Source organism: Pseudomonas sp. HLT2-19-2 (assembly GCF_054898005.1).
In genome coordinates this window covers 4,776,723-4,793,209 of sequence record NZ_CM142712.1, presented here as the reverse complement: position 1 = coordinate 4,793,209, position 16,487 = coordinate 4,776,723, and the positions used below count along the sequence as shown (strand labels likewise).

At 58.7% G+C, this 16,487-nt stretch carries 11 protein-coding genes; 3 read left to right on the top strand and 8 right to left on the bottom strand.

Annotated elements, in window-relative coordinates:
* Nucleotides 1–531 precede the first annotated feature (531 nt).
* The 5 genes from ACYZTU_RS22390 to ACYZTU_RS22370 all read right to left on the bottom strand — a co-directional run bounded on the left by ACYZTU_RS22390 (nt 532) and on the right by ACYZTU_RS22370 (nt 5,534).
* Nucleotides 532–1,233 carry an ABC transporter ATP-binding protein gene (locus ACYZTU_RS22390; protein ID WP_461965601.1) on the bottom strand — a complete coding sequence of 234 codons (702 nt, stop codon included), beginning with the start codon at nt 1,231–1,233 and terminating at the stop codon, nt 532–534.
* Nucleotides 1,234–2,001: a high-affinity branched-chain amino acid ABC transporter ATP-binding protein LivG gene (livG, locus tag ACYZTU_RS22385; protein WP_449642623.1), complete on the bottom strand. Its 768-nt coding sequence runs from the start codon at nt 1,999–2,001 to the stop codon at nt 1,234–1,236.
* Nucleotides 1,998–3,254, bottom strand: coding sequence for a high-affinity branched-chain amino acid ABC transporter permease LivM (locus tag ACYZTU_RS22380; protein ID WP_461965599.1), 1,257 nt, complete (start codon nt 3,252–3,254; stop codon nt 1,998–2,000). Before ACYZTU_RS22380 ends, livG begins: the two co-directional genes overlap by 4 nt.
* Nucleotides 3,251–4,174: a high-affinity branched-chain amino acid ABC transporter permease LivH gene (livH, locus tag ACYZTU_RS22375; RefSeq protein ID WP_461965597.1), complete on the bottom strand. Its 924-nt coding sequence runs from the start codon at nt 4,172–4,174 to the stop codon at nt 3,251–3,253. Before livH ends, ACYZTU_RS22380 begins: the two co-directional genes overlap by 4 nt.
* A 232-nt stretch (nt 4,175–4,406) precedes the next feature.
* Nucleotides 4,407–5,534 (bottom strand): branched-chain amino acid ABC transporter substrate-binding protein, encoded by a 1,128-nt coding sequence (locus ACYZTU_RS22370; RefSeq protein WP_461965595.1) that lies wholly within the window; start codon nt 5,532–5,534, stop codon nt 4,407–4,409.
* A gap of 338 nt (nt 5,535–5,872) precedes the next feature.
* On the opposite strand from ACYZTU_RS22370, the gene ACYZTU_RS22365 reads away from it, so the two are divergent.
* Nucleotides 5,873–6,178, top strand: a complete 306-nt coding sequence (locus tag ACYZTU_RS22365; protein ID WP_461965593.1) for a DUF2288 domain-containing protein — start codon at nt 5,873–5,875, stop codon at nt 6,176–6,178.
* Nucleotides 6,179–6,392: 214 nt separating this feature from the next.
* Here the strand turns inward: ACYZTU_RS22365 and ACYZTU_RS22360 are convergent, their stop codons facing one another.
* On the bottom strand, nt 6,393–8,588 hold the full coding sequence (locus ACYZTU_RS22360) for a hypothetical protein (protein ID WP_461965591.1): 2,196 nt from the start codon (nt 8,586–8,588) through the stop codon (nt 6,393–6,395).
* A gap of 198 nt (nt 8,589–8,786) precedes the next feature.
* Between ACYZTU_RS22360 and ACYZTU_RS22355 the strand changes: the two genes are divergently transcribed.
* Entirely contained in the window at nt 8,787–9,683 is an 897-nt protein-coding gene (locus ACYZTU_RS22355) for an NAD(P)-dependent oxidoreductase (protein WP_461965590.1), read from the top strand.
* Here ACYZTU_RS22355 and ACYZTU_RS22350 read toward each other — a convergent pair.
* Nucleotides 9,574–11,853: a putative bifunctional diguanylate cyclase/phosphodiesterase gene (locus ACYZTU_RS22350; protein WP_461965588.1), complete on the bottom strand. Its 2,280-nt coding sequence runs from the start codon at nt 11,851–11,853 to the stop codon at nt 9,574–9,576. The two genes, ACYZTU_RS22355 and ACYZTU_RS22350, sit on opposite strands and share 110 nt — an antisense overlap.
* 291 nt (nt 11,854–12,144) lie before the next feature.
* Here ACYZTU_RS22350 and ACYZTU_RS22345 point away from each other — a divergent pair, with 291 nt between their 5' ends.
* The gene (locus tag ACYZTU_RS22345; RefSeq protein WP_461965587.1) at nt 12,145–13,494 is read left to right on the top strand and encodes a spinster family MFS transporter; all 1,350 of its coding nucleotides are present in this window, start codon (nt 12,145–12,147) and stop codon (nt 13,492–13,494) included.
* 98 nt (nt 13,495–13,592) lie between these two features.
* On the opposite strand, the gene rapA is transcribed toward ACYZTU_RS22345, so the two are convergent.
* Nucleotides 13,593–16,439 carry an RNA polymerase-associated protein RapA gene (gene rapA / locus ACYZTU_RS22340; RefSeq protein WP_461965585.1) on the bottom strand — a complete coding sequence of 949 codons (2,847 nt, stop codon included), beginning with the start codon at nt 16,437–16,439 and terminating at the stop codon, nt 13,593–13,595.
* Between the last annotated feature and the right edge of the window lie 48 nt (nt 16,440–16,487).

Here is a 16,487-nt window from a genome sequence, read left to right as displayed (position 1 = left end):
CTCTATGAGGCTGCAACCCGCTCGCGACTAAACGAAAAGGTGGCGGCTGTGCACAGGTTAGTCGACCGATCGAGAACCCCGGATATCGGCGCGCCCGAGGGCGCCCTGCACACAGCCACCGTCAAGTGCAGGGATGGAAGACCTGACTTTTTGGCGCTTATGCGAACCGGGGGAACTACCGAGCGACTAAACCCGACCACTGATGGGCAGTGGCGGAGAAACGATAGAGGCTGGGCCAGAGGCGCACAAGTCGGCGGATTCTGGCGTAGCTGTAGGCAACGACGCAAGGCGTTGTAGCTTGCAGGAAGTAACACTGACACGGATTAAACACACTCTCCAAAACACAAAAAATTTCCGGTAGGAGCTGCCGAAGGCTGCGATCTTTTGATCTTGATCTTCGGTGGTCCTGGTGAAAATCAAGATCAAAAGATCGCAGCCTTCGGCAACTCCTACACGGGGTTTTCATCGTAGCTGAGTATGTGTAAGGCATAAAAAACGGCCCGAAGGCCGTTTTTTGTTTACCGCAAAGACTCAACCACCCAGGTACGCTTCACGCACTTTCGGATCAGTCAGCAGCGCTTCACCAGTCCCTGTCATCACCACCCGGCCGTTCTCCAGAACGTACGCGCGGTCAGCAATTTTCAGCGCCTGGTTGGCGTTTTGCTCAACCAAAAACACCGTCACGCCATCCTTGCGCAGCTGTTCGATGATGTCGAAGATCTGCTGGATGATGATCGGTGCCAGGCCCAACGAAGGTTCGTCGAGCAACAGCAGCTTAGGTTTGCTCATCAGTGCACGACCGATGGCGAGCATTTGCTGTTCGCCACCGGACATGGTGCCGCCGCGCTGGGCGAAGCGTTCTTTCAGGCGTGGGAAAAGTCCCAATACCTTGTCCATCTGTTCTTGATAATCGCCCTTGTTGGTGAAAAAACCACCCATGGAGAGGTTTTCTTCCACGGTCAGGCGGGCAAACACCCGACGACCTTCCGGGACCACGGCGATGCTCTTGCGCATGATCTGCGATGAGCTCTGACCGACCAGTTCCTCACCCATGTAGCGGATGCTGCCGCTGTGGGCCTGCGGCGAACCGCAGAGGGTCATCAGCAGGGTCGACTTGCCAGCACCGTTGGCGCCGATCAGGGTCACGATTTCGCCCTGACGGACTTCGACGTTGACGCTGTGCAGGGCCTGGATCTTGCCGTAGAAGGTGGAAACGTTTTCGAATTGCAGCATTTACGCTTCCCCCAGGTAGGCTTTGATCACTTCGGGATTGTCGCGGATCTGTTCCGGAGTGCCGTTGGCCAAGGGCGTGCCCTGGTTGATCACGACGATGTGGTCGGAAATGCTCATGACCAGTTTCATGTCGTGTTCGATCAGCAGCACGGTGACGTTGTGCTCTTCACGCAACATGCTGATCAGCGCCTTGAGGTCTTCGGTTTCCTTGGGGTTCAGACCGGCGGCCGGTTCGTCGAGCATGAGGATCCGCGGTCGGGTCATCATGCAACGGGCGATTTCCAGACGACGTTGCTGACCGTAGGCCAGGGTGCCGGCCGGACGGTTGGCAAACGCCGTGAGGTTGACCTTGTCCAGCCAGAACTCGGCGAATTCCATCGCCTCGCGCTCGCTCTTGCGAAACCCCGGGGTCTTGAACAGGCCCGCCAGGAAATTGGTGTTCAGGTGACGGTGCTGGGCGATCAAGAGGTTCTCGACCGCGGTCATGTCCTTGAACAACCGCACGTTCTGGAAGGTGCGCACCACGCCTTTGAGGGCGATCTTGTGGCCGGGCAGGCCTTCGATCGGCTCGCCGTCCAGCAGGATGCTGCCGCCGCTCGGCTTGTAGAAGCCGGTCAGGCAGTTGAACACGGTGGTCTTGCCGGCACCGTTGGGGCCGATCAGCGCCACGACCTGTTTTTCGTGCACGGTCAGGGCCACGCCGTTGACCGCCAGCAAGCCGCCGAAGCGCATGCTCAGATTTTCGACTTTAAGGATCTCGCGGCTCATTTGTGCAGCTCCATGTGAGGGCGTTGCATGGGCAGCAGACCTTGAGGACGCCAGATCATCATGAGCACCATCAAGGCGCCGAACATCAACATGCGGTATTCACTGAACTCACGCATCATTTCCGGCAACAGGATCATCACCACGGCGGCCAGGATCACGCCCAGTTGCGAGCCCATGCCACCCAACACCACGATGGCGAGAATGATCGCCGACTCGATGAAGGTGAAGGACTCCGGCGTCACCAGGCCCTGACGCGCAGCGAAGAAGCTGCCGGCAAAACCGGCGAAGCTGGCGCCCAGGGTGAAGGCCGAAAGCTTGATGACCGTAGGATTGAGACCCAGTGCACGGCAGGCGATTTCGTCTTCACGCAGCGCTTCCCACGCGCGGCCCAGAGGCATGCGCAGCAGGCGGTTGATGACGAACAGCGCAGCCAGTGCCAGGAACAACGCCACCAGGTAAAGGAAAATCACCTTGTTGATCGAGTTGTATGCCAGGCCGAAGTACTCGTGGAAGGTCTGCATGCCTTCGGCGGCTTTACGTTCGAAGGTCAGGCCGAAGAACGTTGGTTTTTCGATGTTGCTGATACCGTTCGGGCCACCGGTGAGGCCAGTCAGGTTACGCAGGAACAGACGGATGATTTCACCGAAACCCAGGGTTACGATCGCCAGGTAGTCACCGCGTAGACGCAGTACCGGGAAACCGAGCAGGAAGCCGAAGGTGGCCGCCATCAGACCGGCGATCGGCAGGCAGATCCAGAAGCTCAGGCCGTAGTAATGCGACAGCAGCGCGTAGCTGTAGGCGCCGACGGCATAGAAGCCGACGTAACCGAGGTCGAGCAGGCCAGCCAGACCGACCACGATGTTCAGGCCGAGGCCGAGCATCACGTAGATCAACACCAGTGTGGCGATATCCACCGCCCCGCGAGAGCCGAAGAACGGCCAGACCAGCGCGCCGGCGATCAACGCAATGATGATCCAGCGCTGGGTGGTCGGCAGGGTCAGGAAGTTACTGGCCTTGGCCGGAATCAGCGGCATGTTTGGCGAGGAGCGCCAGGCCGAGCTGATCTGCTGATCGAAGAGCACCCGCAGGAACATCAATACCGAGCACACGGCGATGGTGATCAGGGTGGCGTCGCTGGTGCCATGGACTTCGAGGTTGATGCCGACGATGGTCAATTTCAGACCGAGTACCGGGTAGGCTACGGCCCACACCAGCAAGGCGCTGAACAACGCCTGTTTAAGATTCCTAGTCATACTTTCTCAACCTCCGGACGGCCCAACAGGCCGGTTGGCCGGAACAACAACACCAGAACCAATAGACCGAACGCCACGACGTCCTTGTACTGGTCACCGAAGATATCGGCACCAAAGGCTTCCGCCACCCCAAGTACGATCCCGCCGAGCATGGCTCCAGGGATGCTGCCGATGCCGCCCAGTACCGCTGCGGTGAAGGCCTTGAGGCCGACGAGGAAACCGGCGTTCGGGTTGATCACGCCGTATTGCATGCTCAGCAGCACGGCCGCGATGGCCGCCAGTGCGGCACCGATGACAAAGGTCAGGGCGATGATGTTGTTGGTGTTGATACCCAAGAGGTTGGCCATCTTGATGTCTTCGGCACAGGCACGGCAGGCGCGACCCAGACGAGAGCGGGAGATGAACAGCGTCAGGCCGAGCATGGCGACCAGGGTCACCACGAACACCACGATTTGCATGTAGGAAATCAGCACTTCATGTGCGCCACCTGGCCCGAAGGTAAAGTTGCCCGGAATCAGGTTGGGGATGGATTTATCCTTGGAGTCTTGCGCCAGCAGAACCGTGTTCTGCAGGAAGATCGACATGCCGATGGCGGAAATCAGCGGGATCAGACGGTTGCTGCCGCGCAAGGGGCGGTAGGCGATCCGTTCGATGCTGTAACCGTAGGCACTGGTCACGACAATGGTCGCGAGAAAAGCGGCGGTCATCAACAGTGGAACACTGTCGAGTCCCATCATGGTCAGCCCGGCGATGGCGATGAACGCCACGTAAGAGCCAATCATGTACACCTCGCCGTGGGCGAAGTTGATCATTCCAATGATGCCGTAAACCATCGTATAGCCGATGGCGATCAGGGCATATGTGCTGCCAATGGTCAGACCATTAACCAGCTGTTGGAAGAAGTGATAGATGTCAGGCATTACAGCGCTCCTAAAAACCTGATACGCATTTCACTGGTGGAGTCATTTTCCCGCTCGAGCCCCGTGGATCTGCATCCACTTCGAACGCGAGGTTTGCCAGCGAACCGCTGATGACGGTTTTGAGATTTTCAGGTGGGGAGACTGGCGGATCACGCCAGCGCGGCCCTATACGTTCGTAAAACAAAGCCCACGGCACGCCGTGGGCTTTATTGGCAGTCAGTTTGGCCGCGCCTTACTGAGGTTTTGCTTCAGTTTTAGGTTTGCCGAAGTGCCACTCGTAAACCACAAATTTGAAGTCTTTCAGGTCGCCCTTGTCATCGAAGCTCAGGTCGCCGGTAGGCGTCTTGAAGGTGCCTGCGTGGATGGCAGCAGCCACTTTGGCAGTGTCTTCGGACTTGGCAGCCTTGATGCCGTCGGCAATCACGGTCACAGCCGAGTAGGCCGGGAACACGAATGGACCGCTCGGGTCTTCTTTCTTGGCTTTGAACGCATCAGCCAGGGCGATGTTGGCCGGATCCTGGTCGAAGGATTTCGGCAGGGTCACCAACAGACCTTCGGAAGCGTCTTTGGCGATCTGCGAAATCGAGTCGTTACCCACGCCTTCCGGCCCCATGAACTTGGCTTTCAGGCCTTTTTCCTGGGCTTGGCGCAGGATCAGACCCAGCTCCGGGTGGTAGCCGCCGTAGTAGACGAAGTCAACGTTGGCTTGCTTGAGCTTGGCGATCATCGAAGAGAAGTCTTTATCGCCGGCGTTGATGCCTTCGAACACGGCAACCTTGACGTTTTTGCCTTCCAGGGTTTTCTTCACGGCGGTGGCGATGCCTTCACCGTATTGCTGTTTGTCGTGCAGAACAGCAACGATCTTCGGTTTTACGAAGTCGGCAATGTAGTTGCCAGCGGCAGGGCCCTGGGCGCTGTCGAGACCGATGGTGCGGAACACCATTTTGTAACCACGAGCTGTGATGTCCGGGCTGGTGGCAGCCGGGGTGATCATGATCACGCCTTCGTCTTCGTAGATGTCCGAAGCCGGTTGAGTGGAGCTGGAGCACAGGTGACCGACCACGAATTTGACGCCGTCGTTGACGACTTTGTTCGCGACCGCTACCGCTTGTTTTGGATCACAGGCGTCATCGTATTCAACGGCTTCGAGTTTCTTGCCGTCTACGCCGCCTTTGGCGTTGATCTGTTCGATGGCCATTTTGGCGCCACTGAACTGCATGTCGCCGTATTGGGCTACAGGACCGGTTTTAGGGCCGGCGATGCCGATCTTGATGGTGTCAGCTGCGAACGAATGGCTGGCAACCCCGGCCAGAACCATAGCGGCAAACAGTTTGGAAATCTGCTTAGTAGCCTTAGTCATAGTGCTCCACTCTTACTGTTGTAGTTTTTATAGTCCTGGCGCCGTAGCAGCAGAACCGGGTCAGATATCTTCGATATCCTCCGGAAAATGCCCCCGGCAACTGTACCGGTACAGTGTAGAGCGCCAATTGTTAGCCTGGGAAGCTGGCGCCAGGGGGCAAAACCAGAAGGTGTCGCTTTATTGAAAGAAAAAGACAGAATCGCGGCGGGGGTTCAGGCTGAATGAACAGCAATCCTTGGCTTTCCTGCACTTTTCCATCGGTAACTCAATTGCATCCGGGTTTTTCTGCCAGACCACCGACGTTATGATTACGTCAATTTATTTTCTGGACAGGACCCATGACTCAAGAACCTAGCACCCTCTATGCCAAGCTGCTTGGTGAAACCGCATCTATTACCTGGAAGGAGTTGGAGCCGTTCTTTGCCAAGGGTGCCCTATTGTGGGTCGACCCCGGTCTGGATTTGATTGCCGCAGCGGAGGCGGTGGCAACGGATGACGGCGAGAAAGTCGCTGCCTGGCTGGCCGCCGACAACGTCGCCAAGCTGTCTGAAACGCGGGCGCTGGATCTGTTTGAGCGCGATCCGGCGCTCTGGGCAGTGGTTGTTTCTCCATGGATTCTAATCCAGGAAAGAGCGACGAAGTGAAGGCTTGCACAGTATTGGTGCGTCGATTTGGCGGCTAAAAGTGTGTAGGTGAGTAGCGTGATGGCATGTTGCCGTAGAGAAAGGCCACAGAAGGGTCTTGGCGAGGGTGACGTAAACGTAACGGGAACAGTTTTGTTAGCAGCCTGATGGCTGGTTAATTGTTTCTGAATGTGATCGTTCCCACGCGGAGCATGGGAACGATCGTGACCGAGTCTTAGAAGGTCTTGCCGGTGTGGTTGTTGAGGGAAATAACCTTGGTCTTGCCAATCCGGTGACGGTAGATCTCGCGCAGATACTTGATCGCCTTCTTCACGCAATCCCGGGACAAACGAATGTCGTTGATCGAGACGAACTTATCCTTGTCATTGATCAGCTCACGGTACTTTTTCTCGTACATCGGCTTGATCGCGTACCAGTTGGTGTCGAGGATCTTCGCCGGGTTCTCGAATTCATTAAGTAGTTCGTCGATCCGGTCCTCGTCGAAATCTTCATTAATGATGAAGTCCAGGATCGAGTTATCCAGGGTCTCGTCAAAGCGGTACGGGTTTTTCGCAAAACAACGCTTGATGAAGGCCACGATCAGCGTCAGGAAGTCGTCCGACAGGCACGGGCTCTTGGCGATCAGGGTGGTCAGCGACAGGTTGGCCGAGGCGCCGATCACCAGCGCATAACGCTTGAGCGTGGTGTTCGGAAACAGGCTGTTGAGGTGGGTCTTCAACCGGTTCAGGTCCATGTAGGACAGCTTGTAGTCCTTCGGCAGCGAAACAATCGAGACTACCGACGAGCAGTTCTTGAAGAAGTGCAGGTCGTGCAATGCGGCCGCGTCATAGCCCGAATTCTTGTACTGCTCCAGCGAGGCGCGATAGCGCTTGGACTCGATCGGCAACAGGCTGATGCCTTCGATCGCCTGGGTCACTTTGTTGAAGTGCGGCAAGTCGATGGAGCGGAAGAACAAGTCATCGATGTTCAGGCGCTGCGGCTCTTTCTCGAACACCTTGAATTTGTCGCTGCTCGGCGGCGGGGTTTCCGGCACCACGGACTCGGCGTAGGCAATCGCTACGGGGCCGGCCAGACTCATGAACAGGTCGTTGGCGTCGAGGCGAATGGTTTCGCCAATGTCGATGCCGGCCCGACGGAAATAGTTCTGGTCGTAGTCGGTGGTGACTGCCTGCGCCGTCAGAATGTTGAAGATCTGCTGTGAGATGTATTGGTTGGCGTGCTTTTCCATCGCGTTGACGTCGATGTTCTGAATGTTGCCGTCATCGCTTTCTTCGGCGTAACGCATGATGTCGTTGGAGATCAGCATCATCGCGTTCCATGGTCGGATCCGGCCCATGACACTGGCTTCGCTGCTGTCTTCATTGTCGAAGTTGTACGAGAAATCCCATTCTTCCGACAGGTATTTGCACAGCAGGCGACCGGCGTTGATGTGCAGCGCCTCGGACATTTCGCTGCGGTGATCGGAAATGTTGGGCAGCACGCAGATACCGCTGGTGAAGATCGGCTCGAAGACGAAAGCATGGCCGCTTTTGCTGTCGTGTTCGTCCATTGGTTTGGTATCGAACGTCTTGTTCATGTACGAGTGCTGCTGGGCCAGGCCGAATTCCGAGGCCATGCCCGAACCGGTACCGCCGCCGGCACTGAAGATCGAGAAATACAGGCGCGACTGGTTGGCCTTGATGCCGCAGCTGTCGATCAGGTACGAGTGAATCATCTTCCAGTCAGGGCTGGAGAAACGCTGGGTGTCCTTGTTCAGGATGATCTTGGCCAGGTATTGGCCGAGGATCGGCGCGTTACCGGCGCCACCGGCGTGGACTTCCGACAAGTCCATGATCTTCATTTTGCTGTAGTCGCGCAGGAAACCGCTTTTTTCGCCCTTGCGCGAGAAACGGATGCGACCGGCGATGTCTTTGTCCAGGTCGCCGAGCATGACCAGCGGTTCAACCAGGAACACCGGTTTTGGGGCCTTGTTCGGACCCAGACGCAGATTGTTGCGAATCCACTGTGCCGGGCTGTAGCCCTTTTCGGCGTAGCGCTTGTCCGGCGAAAGACGGTCTTCGTTATTGAATTCGTTGAGGTAGAACTTGCGGGCGTTGTATACCAGTTCGGCGACGTCCAGTGCGATGTTCGAACCGCAGCGGCCCAGGCCTATCAGGCATACCGACGGGAATTCCTGATCGCTGTGCTGTTCACTGTCGCCTTCCAGGTGCGGTGGGCGCGGGAACACCATGTCGCGCAGGCCGTCGAGGTTGTCGAGGATACGGTCGGTGTTGGTTTCGGTGAAGTACAGGTATTGCTGAGTCGCCAGCGAGCGCGATGGGGTCAATGGCTTCGAGGGGGCGGGGCTGTTCGCCGCAGGGCTCAGGGGCAGATCGGATATTGCAGTAGCCGGATTGTTTTTAGAAGTCATTGTGCGCCATGTACCTGGACTGGTTGGTTGGGCGACAGGCTGTCGTCAAACCATCACGGAATGGGAGCTCGCGTCTTTTTTCAGCGCGTATATTGGCCAAGCGTCAGGGTGTTGGCCTGAGCATCACTCGGGGGAATCCTTTCCTTAGTCACGATGAATCGGCCAATATTCGGTGATCTTTAATCAAAAGGAGGCTAAATGATGGCAACGTTACCTTCACTTGGGTTTGCCGGGATCGGCCTGATGGGTTTGCCGATGTGCCGGCACCTGCTAGCAGCGGGTTATCCACTGACCGTGTGGAACCGCAATCCGGCAAAGTGCGCGCCGCTGGTCGAGGCTGGTGCCCGGCAAGTCGCCACGCCTGCGCAACTGTGTCAGCACGCCGACGTGGTGATGTTGTGTCTGGCGGATACTTCGGTGGTTCGAGAGGTGATTTTTGGCTCGGCTGGCATTGCCGAGGGGGCGAAAAGGGGTCAAGTGCTGGTGGACTTTTCCAGTCTGGAACCTACGGCGACCCGGGAAATGGCCGAGGCGCTGATCAACACTACCGGCATGAGTTGGATGGATACGCCCGTGTCTGGCGGTGTGGCTGGTGCCGAGGCTGGCAGCCTGGCGATCATGGTGGGTGGCACAACGGCAGATCTTGAGCGTGTGCGCCCGGTGTTGTTGACCCTTGGCCAGCGCGTGACGCACATGGGGGCTGTCGGAGCAGGGCAGGTGACCAAGGTTTGCAATCAGATGATTGTCGCCTGCAATGCGCTGGTGATCGCCGAAGTGATGGCTTTGGCTGAACGTTCCCAGGTCAATGCCGGCATGATTGCCGAGGCACTGGCCGGCGGTTTCGCCGATTCAAAACCCTTGCAGATTCTCGCCCCGCAAATGGCCGACAGCCGTTTCGAGCCCGTGAAGTGGCACGTACGCACGCTGCTCAAGGATCTGGATGCTGCGGTGAAATTTTCCCGCGAACAGGGTTCGGCCACACCGATCAGTGGATTGGCCGCACAACTGATGCGACTGCATGGGGCCCAAGGTTTTTTGGAGAAAGATCCGTCAACGTTAGTGCAGTTATACCGCGAGCCAGGCTCAGGGAACTGACTGTGTGCGGGTGCTTGCGCTGGTTGATTTCGTTCAGTACCGGGCGTAATTCTTCCAGCGGTACCGGGCGGCTGAGCAGGTAACCCTGGACGAAATCGCTGCCCTGGCGTTCGAGAAAGTCATATTGCTCGAAGGTCTCGACGCCCTCGGTGACCACCTGCAAATGCAGGGTGTGCGCCATGACGATGATCGCCTGGACGATTTCCATGTCCTGAGTGGCCTTGGGAATGTCCTGAATGAATGAGCGATCGATCTTCAGTGTGTTCAGCGGCAGGCGCTTGAGGTAGGCCAAGGATGAGTAGCCAGTGCCAAAGTCGTCGATCGACAATGAAACCCCGAGGGCGCGGATCTGCCGCAGCAGCATCAGGGTGTTGGCGATGTTGCCCATCAGCGCGTTCTCCGTGACCTCCAGCTCCAGGCGCTCGGGCGCAACCCCGGCCACGCGCAGGGCGTATTCGATTTCGTCGGCCAGTTCCTCGCGCGCCAGGTTCAGCGGCGAGCAGTTCACCGCAATCTTCAGTTCTTCACAGCCGTGGCGGGACAACTCGCCCAGGTCTTCACAGGCCTTGCGCAGTACCCAGTTGTCCAGTTCGGCGATCAACCCGTTGGCCTCAGCGATGCCGATAAAGCGCTCCGGCGTGAGTAAGCCGTGAATCGGGTGTTGCCAGCGAATCAGCGCTTCCAGTTTGGTGACCTGGCCGCTTTTCAGGTCGTAGATCGGTTGGTAATGGATCATCAGCCCCGTGTCTTCGCGCAGGGCATGGCGCAGTTCTTCTTCCAGTTGCAGTTCCATCGTAGCCCGGGTTCTGAGGCTCGAACTGAAGAAATGCAGGCTGTTGCGGCCGCTGCCTTTGGACTGATACAGCGCCAGGTCGGCGTTTTTCAGCAGTTCTTCGCATGTCTTGCCGTCTTCGGGGAACAGGCTGATGCCGATGCTGGTGGTCATGACCATGCGCCGGCCGGACAGCTCGATGGGCTCCTTCATTTTCAGCATGATGCGCTGGGCCATGTGCCGGGCTTCTTCACGGTCGTGCAGGCCGATGAGAATGCAGAACTCGTCGCCACCGAAGCGCGCCACCACGTCGTCGTGGCTGCGTACCGAGCTTTTGATATGGCTGGCCAGGACCTTGAGCAATTCGTCGCCGGCGTCATGGCCGAGGCTGTCGTTGATGCGCTTGAAATGGTCGATGTCGAGGAACAGCACCGCCAGCATGCCTCCCTCGTTGGTTTTCTCGATCAGTTTCTCGGCAAAGATCTGATTGAAGCCGCGGCGGTTAATCAGGTTGGTCAGGGCGTCATAGTGCGCCACCTGTTGCAGCGACATGCGCGCCTGATCCAGTTGACTAAGCAGAGCATTGACCCGTCGCAGGTCGTGTTCCTTGTTTTGTAGTTTCTTGTCGGCCAGTGCCGCGCTGATGCAGCTACCGATGATCAACAGGGCCATGATCGCCACCGTCAGCCCCAGTTGCAGGTGGTTGTTTTCAGCGGGCAGCATCGGCAGGTTGCCGGTGGGCACCACCAAGGTCAGCGCGGCCATGCCAGTGAAATGCATGCTGACGATACCGGCCCCGAGCACGAGGCTGGCGGTTAATTTGACCAGTGGGTGATACAAACCGGTATCCCGCAGGTGACTGGAAATCAACAGGGCGGCGAGGCTGGCGCCAATCGCGATCACGATGGAGAGGACGAACAGGGCGGGGTTGTAATAGGCCGTTGCAACCGAACGCATGGCAGCCATGCCCACATAGTGCATGGTCGCGATGCCCATACCGATCCAGACCGCGGCCCGCAGGTACTGCCAGAAATTGAGGTCAGGATGACTGAGCGTGTGCATCGCCAGCCACGAAGCGGTCAACGCGAATAACAGCGAGAGCAGAGTGATGGGCAGTTGGTAATGAATTTCGACCGGCGCCTGGAAGGCCAGCATGCTGATGAAATGCATGGCCCAGATCCCGCCCGCCAGGCAACCGGCGCCGACCCAGCGCCAGAGCCGTTGCGAAGCGATTTTTTCGGCGTGACCCACCCGTTCGGCCATGTCCAGTGTGGCAAAGCTGCCGACACAGGCGACCAAATAAGCCAGTAACACCAGAAAAGGGTCATGTGCGCAATTGAGTATTACCTGCCCGCTTTTAGGAAGCTCGGTAATGAAAAGCAAACCAAGCCACTCCATAGCATGCCCCGTCTTTGTCATCCTGGCTGCGCCATGAACGCTGGCGAATGCTTTGGAGTATAGAGGGCGTATAAATAGTGCAAGCGATGGTGGCACATTGGCGGCAACCATTTTGGAATGAGCGATAGAGTGTTTGGAAATAAACTGTTGCACAGGCTGCGACATCTTCCATGGTCGGATATCAGCTTTACAAATAATGACAGACAGCTTTGGCGGGCCTGACTAAATTGCAGGTTCCGGGCTCGGATGCGCTGGCAGTGAAGCCCCAATAACAATAAAAGAGACGGACCCATGCAGAACTCGACCCAAGCGGCGAATGCCTGGCGCATTCTGTTCCTGCTGTTCCTCGCCAACCTGTTCAACTTCTTCGACCGCACCATTCCGGCCATCATCATCGAGCCGATCCGCATGGAATGGCACCTTAGCGACTTTCAGCTGGGGATCATCGGTACCGCCTTCACGATCGTCTATGCGATCGCCGGCCTGCCCTTGGGGCGGATGGCCGATACCGGTTCGCGCAGCAAATTGATGGGCTGGGGCCTGGCGGCCTGGAGCGGGCTGACAGCGGTCAACGGACTGGTGGGGAGTTTCTGGAGTTTCCTGGTCGTACGCATGGGCATCGGCATCGGTGAGGCCAGTTACGCACCGGCCGCCAACTCTCTGATCGGCGACCTGTTCCCGGCCCACCGCCGGGCGCGGGCCATGGGTATCTTCATGCTGGGGCTGCCGTTGGGCCTGCTGCTGGCGTTCTTCACCATCGGCTGGATGGTCAAGGTGTTCGACAGCTGGCGCGCACCATTTTTCATCGCGGCGGTGCCGGGGCTGATCCTGGCGATCTTCATGTTCTTCATCAAGGAACCGAAACGCGGCGCTGCGGAAAGCGTTCAAGTTTCGCAGGAACGCGTAGACCGGCCGATCCGTCGGGTGCTAGCGGTGCCGACTTTCTTGTGGTTGGTGATGGCGGGGCTGTGCTTCAACTTCGCCACGTATGCCTGCAACTCGTTTCTGGTGCCGATGTTGCAGCGGTACTTCCTGATGCCGTTACAGGAAGCGGCGGTAGCGACCGGGGTGATCGTCGGCGTGACCGGGTTGTTCGGCCTGACACTGGGCGGTTGGGTCGCTGACAAGATTCACCAGCGGGTGGCCAGTGGTCGTCTGTTGTTTGCGGCATTCAGCTTGATCATCTCGACGGTGTGTACCGCTTGGGCACTGCATTCCGGGCGGATCGAGATCGGGGTGTTTGTGGCGGTGTTCAGTGTGGGCTGGTTGTTTGCCTACAACTTCTACACCTGTGTTTACACCGCCATTCAGGACGTAGTCGAGCCGCGCTTGCGGGCCACGGCCATGGCGCTATTCTTTGCCGGGTTATATTTGCTGGGTGGCGGTTTGGGCCCAGTAGTGGTGGGCGGCTTGTCCGACCACTTCGCGCATACGGCGATGCTCTCGGCGGGTGCTGAACAGATGACTGAGGCGTTCAAGGCTGTCGGCTTGCATGACGCGATGTACCTGATCCCGGTGGCGCTGTTTTTCACCATGGTGTTTCTATTCCTGGCTTCTCGGTGTTTTGTGCGCGATGCCAAGCGGATGAAGGAAGGGTTGGTGGCGGTGGTTGAGCCAGGGGTTTCTGTAGCGACTGCGTGATCGCGAAGGGGCCATCAGCAACACCTCAACATTCCAGCAGACAAAAAAAGGCCCGCATCGCTGCGGGCCTTCTTTGTTTTAGCGGTGTAGAGGAGGGGTTATCCCGCCACCAGCACCCGAATCGCTTCCAGTCGCAACGCAGCCTTATCGAGCATGGCCAGGCCTTGCTCGCGTTGCTTGCGCAGGGCAACCAGTTCGCTGTCGCGCACCGTCGGATTGACCGCTTGCAAGGCGGTCAGGCGCGCCAGTTCTTCGTCGGTGTCGGCGGCCAGACGACGTTGCGCCTCAGCCACGCGCTCGGCGTGACGCGGGAAGATCTTCTCTTCGCCGGCGTTGATCCGTGGCGTCAGCTGATCGCGCTGAGCCTGGATGAACTTGTTGGCGCTGGCGCGCGGTACGCTTTCCAGTTGATCGTTCAGGGTTTCGAACGACACGCGACCCGACAGGTCGTTGCCATTAGCATCGAGCAGGCAGCGCAGGGCGGCCGGCGGCAGGTAACGGCCCAGTTGCAGCGAGCGCGGGGCAACCACTTCGCTGACGTAAAGCAGTTCCAGCAACACGGTGCCAGGTTTCAGCGCCTTGTTCTTGATCAGCGCCACGGCGGTGTTGCCCATGGAACCGGACAAGACCAGGTCCATGCCGCCCTGAACCATCGGGTGCTCCCAGGTGATGAACTGCATGTCTTCGCGAGACAGCGCCTGGTTGCGGTCGTAAGTGATGGTCACGCCTTCGTCGTCGCCCAGCGGGAAGCTGGCGTCGAGCATTTTTTCGCTCGGCTTGAGGATCAGTGCGTTTTCCGAGTGATCTTCGCTGTCGATGCCGAACGCGTCGAACAGGGTTTCCATGTAGATCGGCAGGGCGAACTGGTCGTCTTGCTCGAGGATGTCCTCGACCAGCGCGTCACCTTCGCCAGCGCCGCCGGAGTTGAGTTCCAGCAAGCGGTCTCGGCCGCTGTGCAACTCGCCTTCCAGTCGCTCGCGCTCGGCGCGGGCTTCGTCGATCAGCGCTTGCCACTCGCCGTCGTCGGCGTTTTCCAGCAACGGCAGCAGGCGCGGGCCGAACTGGTGCTGCAAGGCATTGCCGGTCGGGCAGGTGTTGAGGAATGCGTTCAATGCTTCGTGGTACCACTGGAACAGCCGCTCTTGCGGGCTGGTTTCCAGGTACGGCACGTGCACTTCGATGATGTGCTTCTGGCCGATCCGGTCCAGACGACCGATACGCTGCTCCAGCAGGTCCGGGTGCGACGGCAGATCGAACAGCACCAGGTGGTGCGAGAACTGGAAGTTGCGACCTTCACTGCCGATTTCCGAGCAGATCAGCACTTGCGCGCCAAACTCTTCGTCGGCGAAGTAGGCGGCGGCGCGGTCACGCTCGAGGATGTTCATGCCTTCGTGGAACACCGTGGCCGGGATGCCGGAACGCACGCGCAGGGCGTCTTCCAGGTCCATGGCGGTTTCGGCGTGGGCACAGATCACCAGCACTTTGGTGCGCTTGAGCATCTTCAGGGTGTCGATCAGCCACTCGACGCGGGGGTCGAATTTCCACCAGCGCTCTTCTTCATTGGCGTCCGGCTGGGCCTGGAAGCTGACTTCCGGGTACAGCTCGGCGTGATCGCCCAATGGCAGTTCGAGGTATTCGTCGGGGCACGGCAGCGGGTACGGGTGCAGTTTGCGCTCCGGGAAACCCTGCACGGCGGCGCGGGTGTTGCGGAACAGCACGCGGCCGGTGCCGTGGCGGTCGAGCAGTTCGCGGACCAGACGGGCGCTGGCTTCGATGTCGCCATCGTTGACGGCGGCCAGCAGGGCTTCGCCTTCGTTGCCGAGGAAACCGTGAATGGTCTTGTGCGCTTCAGGCGACAGACGCCCCTTGTCCAGCAGCTCCTGAACGGCTTCGGCCACCGGGCGATAGTTTTCACTCTCGGCGCGGAAGGCGTGCAGGTCATGGAAACGGTTCGGGTCGAGCAGGCGCAGCCGCGCGAAGTGGCTATCCTGGCCAAGTTGTTCCGGGGTCGCGGTCAGCAGCAGAACGCTCGGGATCGTTTCAGCAAGCTGCTCGACGAGGGTGTATTCGGGGCTGGCCTTTTCTTCGTGCCACACCAAGTGGTGCGCTTCGTCGACGACCATCATGTCCCAACCCGCCGCGAACAGCGCGTCTTGGGCCTTCTCGTCGTCCACCAGCCACTCGAGTGCAACCAGCGCGAGCTGGGTGTCTTCAAACGGGTTGGCAGCATCGCTTTCGATGAAGCGTTCTTCGTCGAACAGCGCGACTTGCAGGTTGAAGCGGCGGCGCATCTCGACCAGCCACTGGTGCTGAAGGTTCTCCGGAACCAGGATCAGCACACGGCTGGCGCGGCCCGAGAGCAGTTGGCGATGAATGATCAGGCCGGCTTCGATGGTTTTACCCAGGCCCACTTCGTCCGCCAGCAGAACCCGCGGCGCGATGCGGTCGGCGACCTCACGGGCGATGTGCAACTGGTGCGCGATCGGTTGCGCACGCACGCCACCCAGACCCCAAAGGGAGGACTGCAATTGGCGGCTGGTGTGTTCCAGGGTGTGGTAACGCAGGGAGAACCAGGCCAGCGGGTCAATTTGACCGGCGAACAAACGATCGCTGGCCAGACGGAACTGAATGAAGTTCGACAGTTGGGTTTCCGGCAGGGTGACCACTTCGTTCTGCCCGTTGAGGCCGTGGTAGACCAGCAGGCCGTCGACGTCGTCGACTTCTTGTACGGTCAGTTTCCAGCCTTCGAAGTGAGTGATCGAGTCACCCGGCGAAAACCGCACGCGGGTGAGGGGCGCATTCCGTAGCGCGTACTGGCGAGTTTCGCCAGTGGCCGGATAGAGCACGGTCAACAAGCGGCCGTCCTGTGCCAGAACGGTGCCTAAACCCAGCTCGGCTTCGCTGTCACTGATCCAGCGTTGCCCCGGTTGATACTGCTGCGCCATGCTGCCTGACTCCCACCTTGAAAAAGCGGGCTATCTTAACGGAATCGG

Coding starts and splice junctions, on each gene's coding strand:
- ACYZTU_RS22350 (WP_461965588.1), bottom strand. CDS start 11,853: ATGGAGTGGCTTGGTTTGCTTTTCATTACCGAGCTTCCTAAAAGCGGG.
- ACYZTU_RS22370 (WP_461965595.1), bottom strand. CDS start 5,534: ATGACTAAGGCTACTAAGCAGATTTCCAAACTGTTTGCCGCTATGGTT.
- ACYZTU_RS22380 (WP_461965599.1), bottom strand. CDS start 3,254: ATGACTAGGAATCTTAAACAGGCGTTGTTCAGCGCCTTGCTGGTGTGG.
- livH (WP_461965597.1), bottom strand. CDS start 4,174: ATGCCTGACATCTATCACTTCTTCCAACAGCTGGTTAATGGTCTGACC.
- livG (WP_449642623.1), bottom strand. CDS start 2,001: ATGAGCCGCGAGATCCTTAAAGTCGAAAATCTGAGCATGCGCTTCGGC.
- rapA (WP_461965585.1), bottom strand. CDS start 16,439: ATGGCGCAGCAGTATCAACCGGGGCAACGCTGGATCAGTGACAGCGAA.
- ACYZTU_RS22360 (WP_461965591.1), bottom strand. CDS start 8,588: ATGACTTCTAAAAACAATCCGGCTACTGCAATATCCGATCTGCCCCTG.
- ACYZTU_RS22365 (WP_461965593.1), top strand. CDS start 5,873: ATGACTCAAGAACCTAGCACCCTCTATGCCAAGCTGCTTGGTGAAACC.
- ACYZTU_RS22390 (WP_461965601.1), bottom strand. CDS start 1,233: ATGCTGCAATTCGAAAACGTTTCCACCTTCTACGGCAAGATCCAGGCC.
- ACYZTU_RS22345 (WP_461965587.1), top strand. CDS start 12,145: ATGCAGAACTCGACCCAAGCGGCGAATGCCTGGCGCATTCTGTTCCTG.
- ACYZTU_RS22355 (WP_461965590.1), top strand. CDS start 8,787: ATGATGGCAACGTTACCTTCACTTGGGTTTGCCGGGATCGGCCTGATG.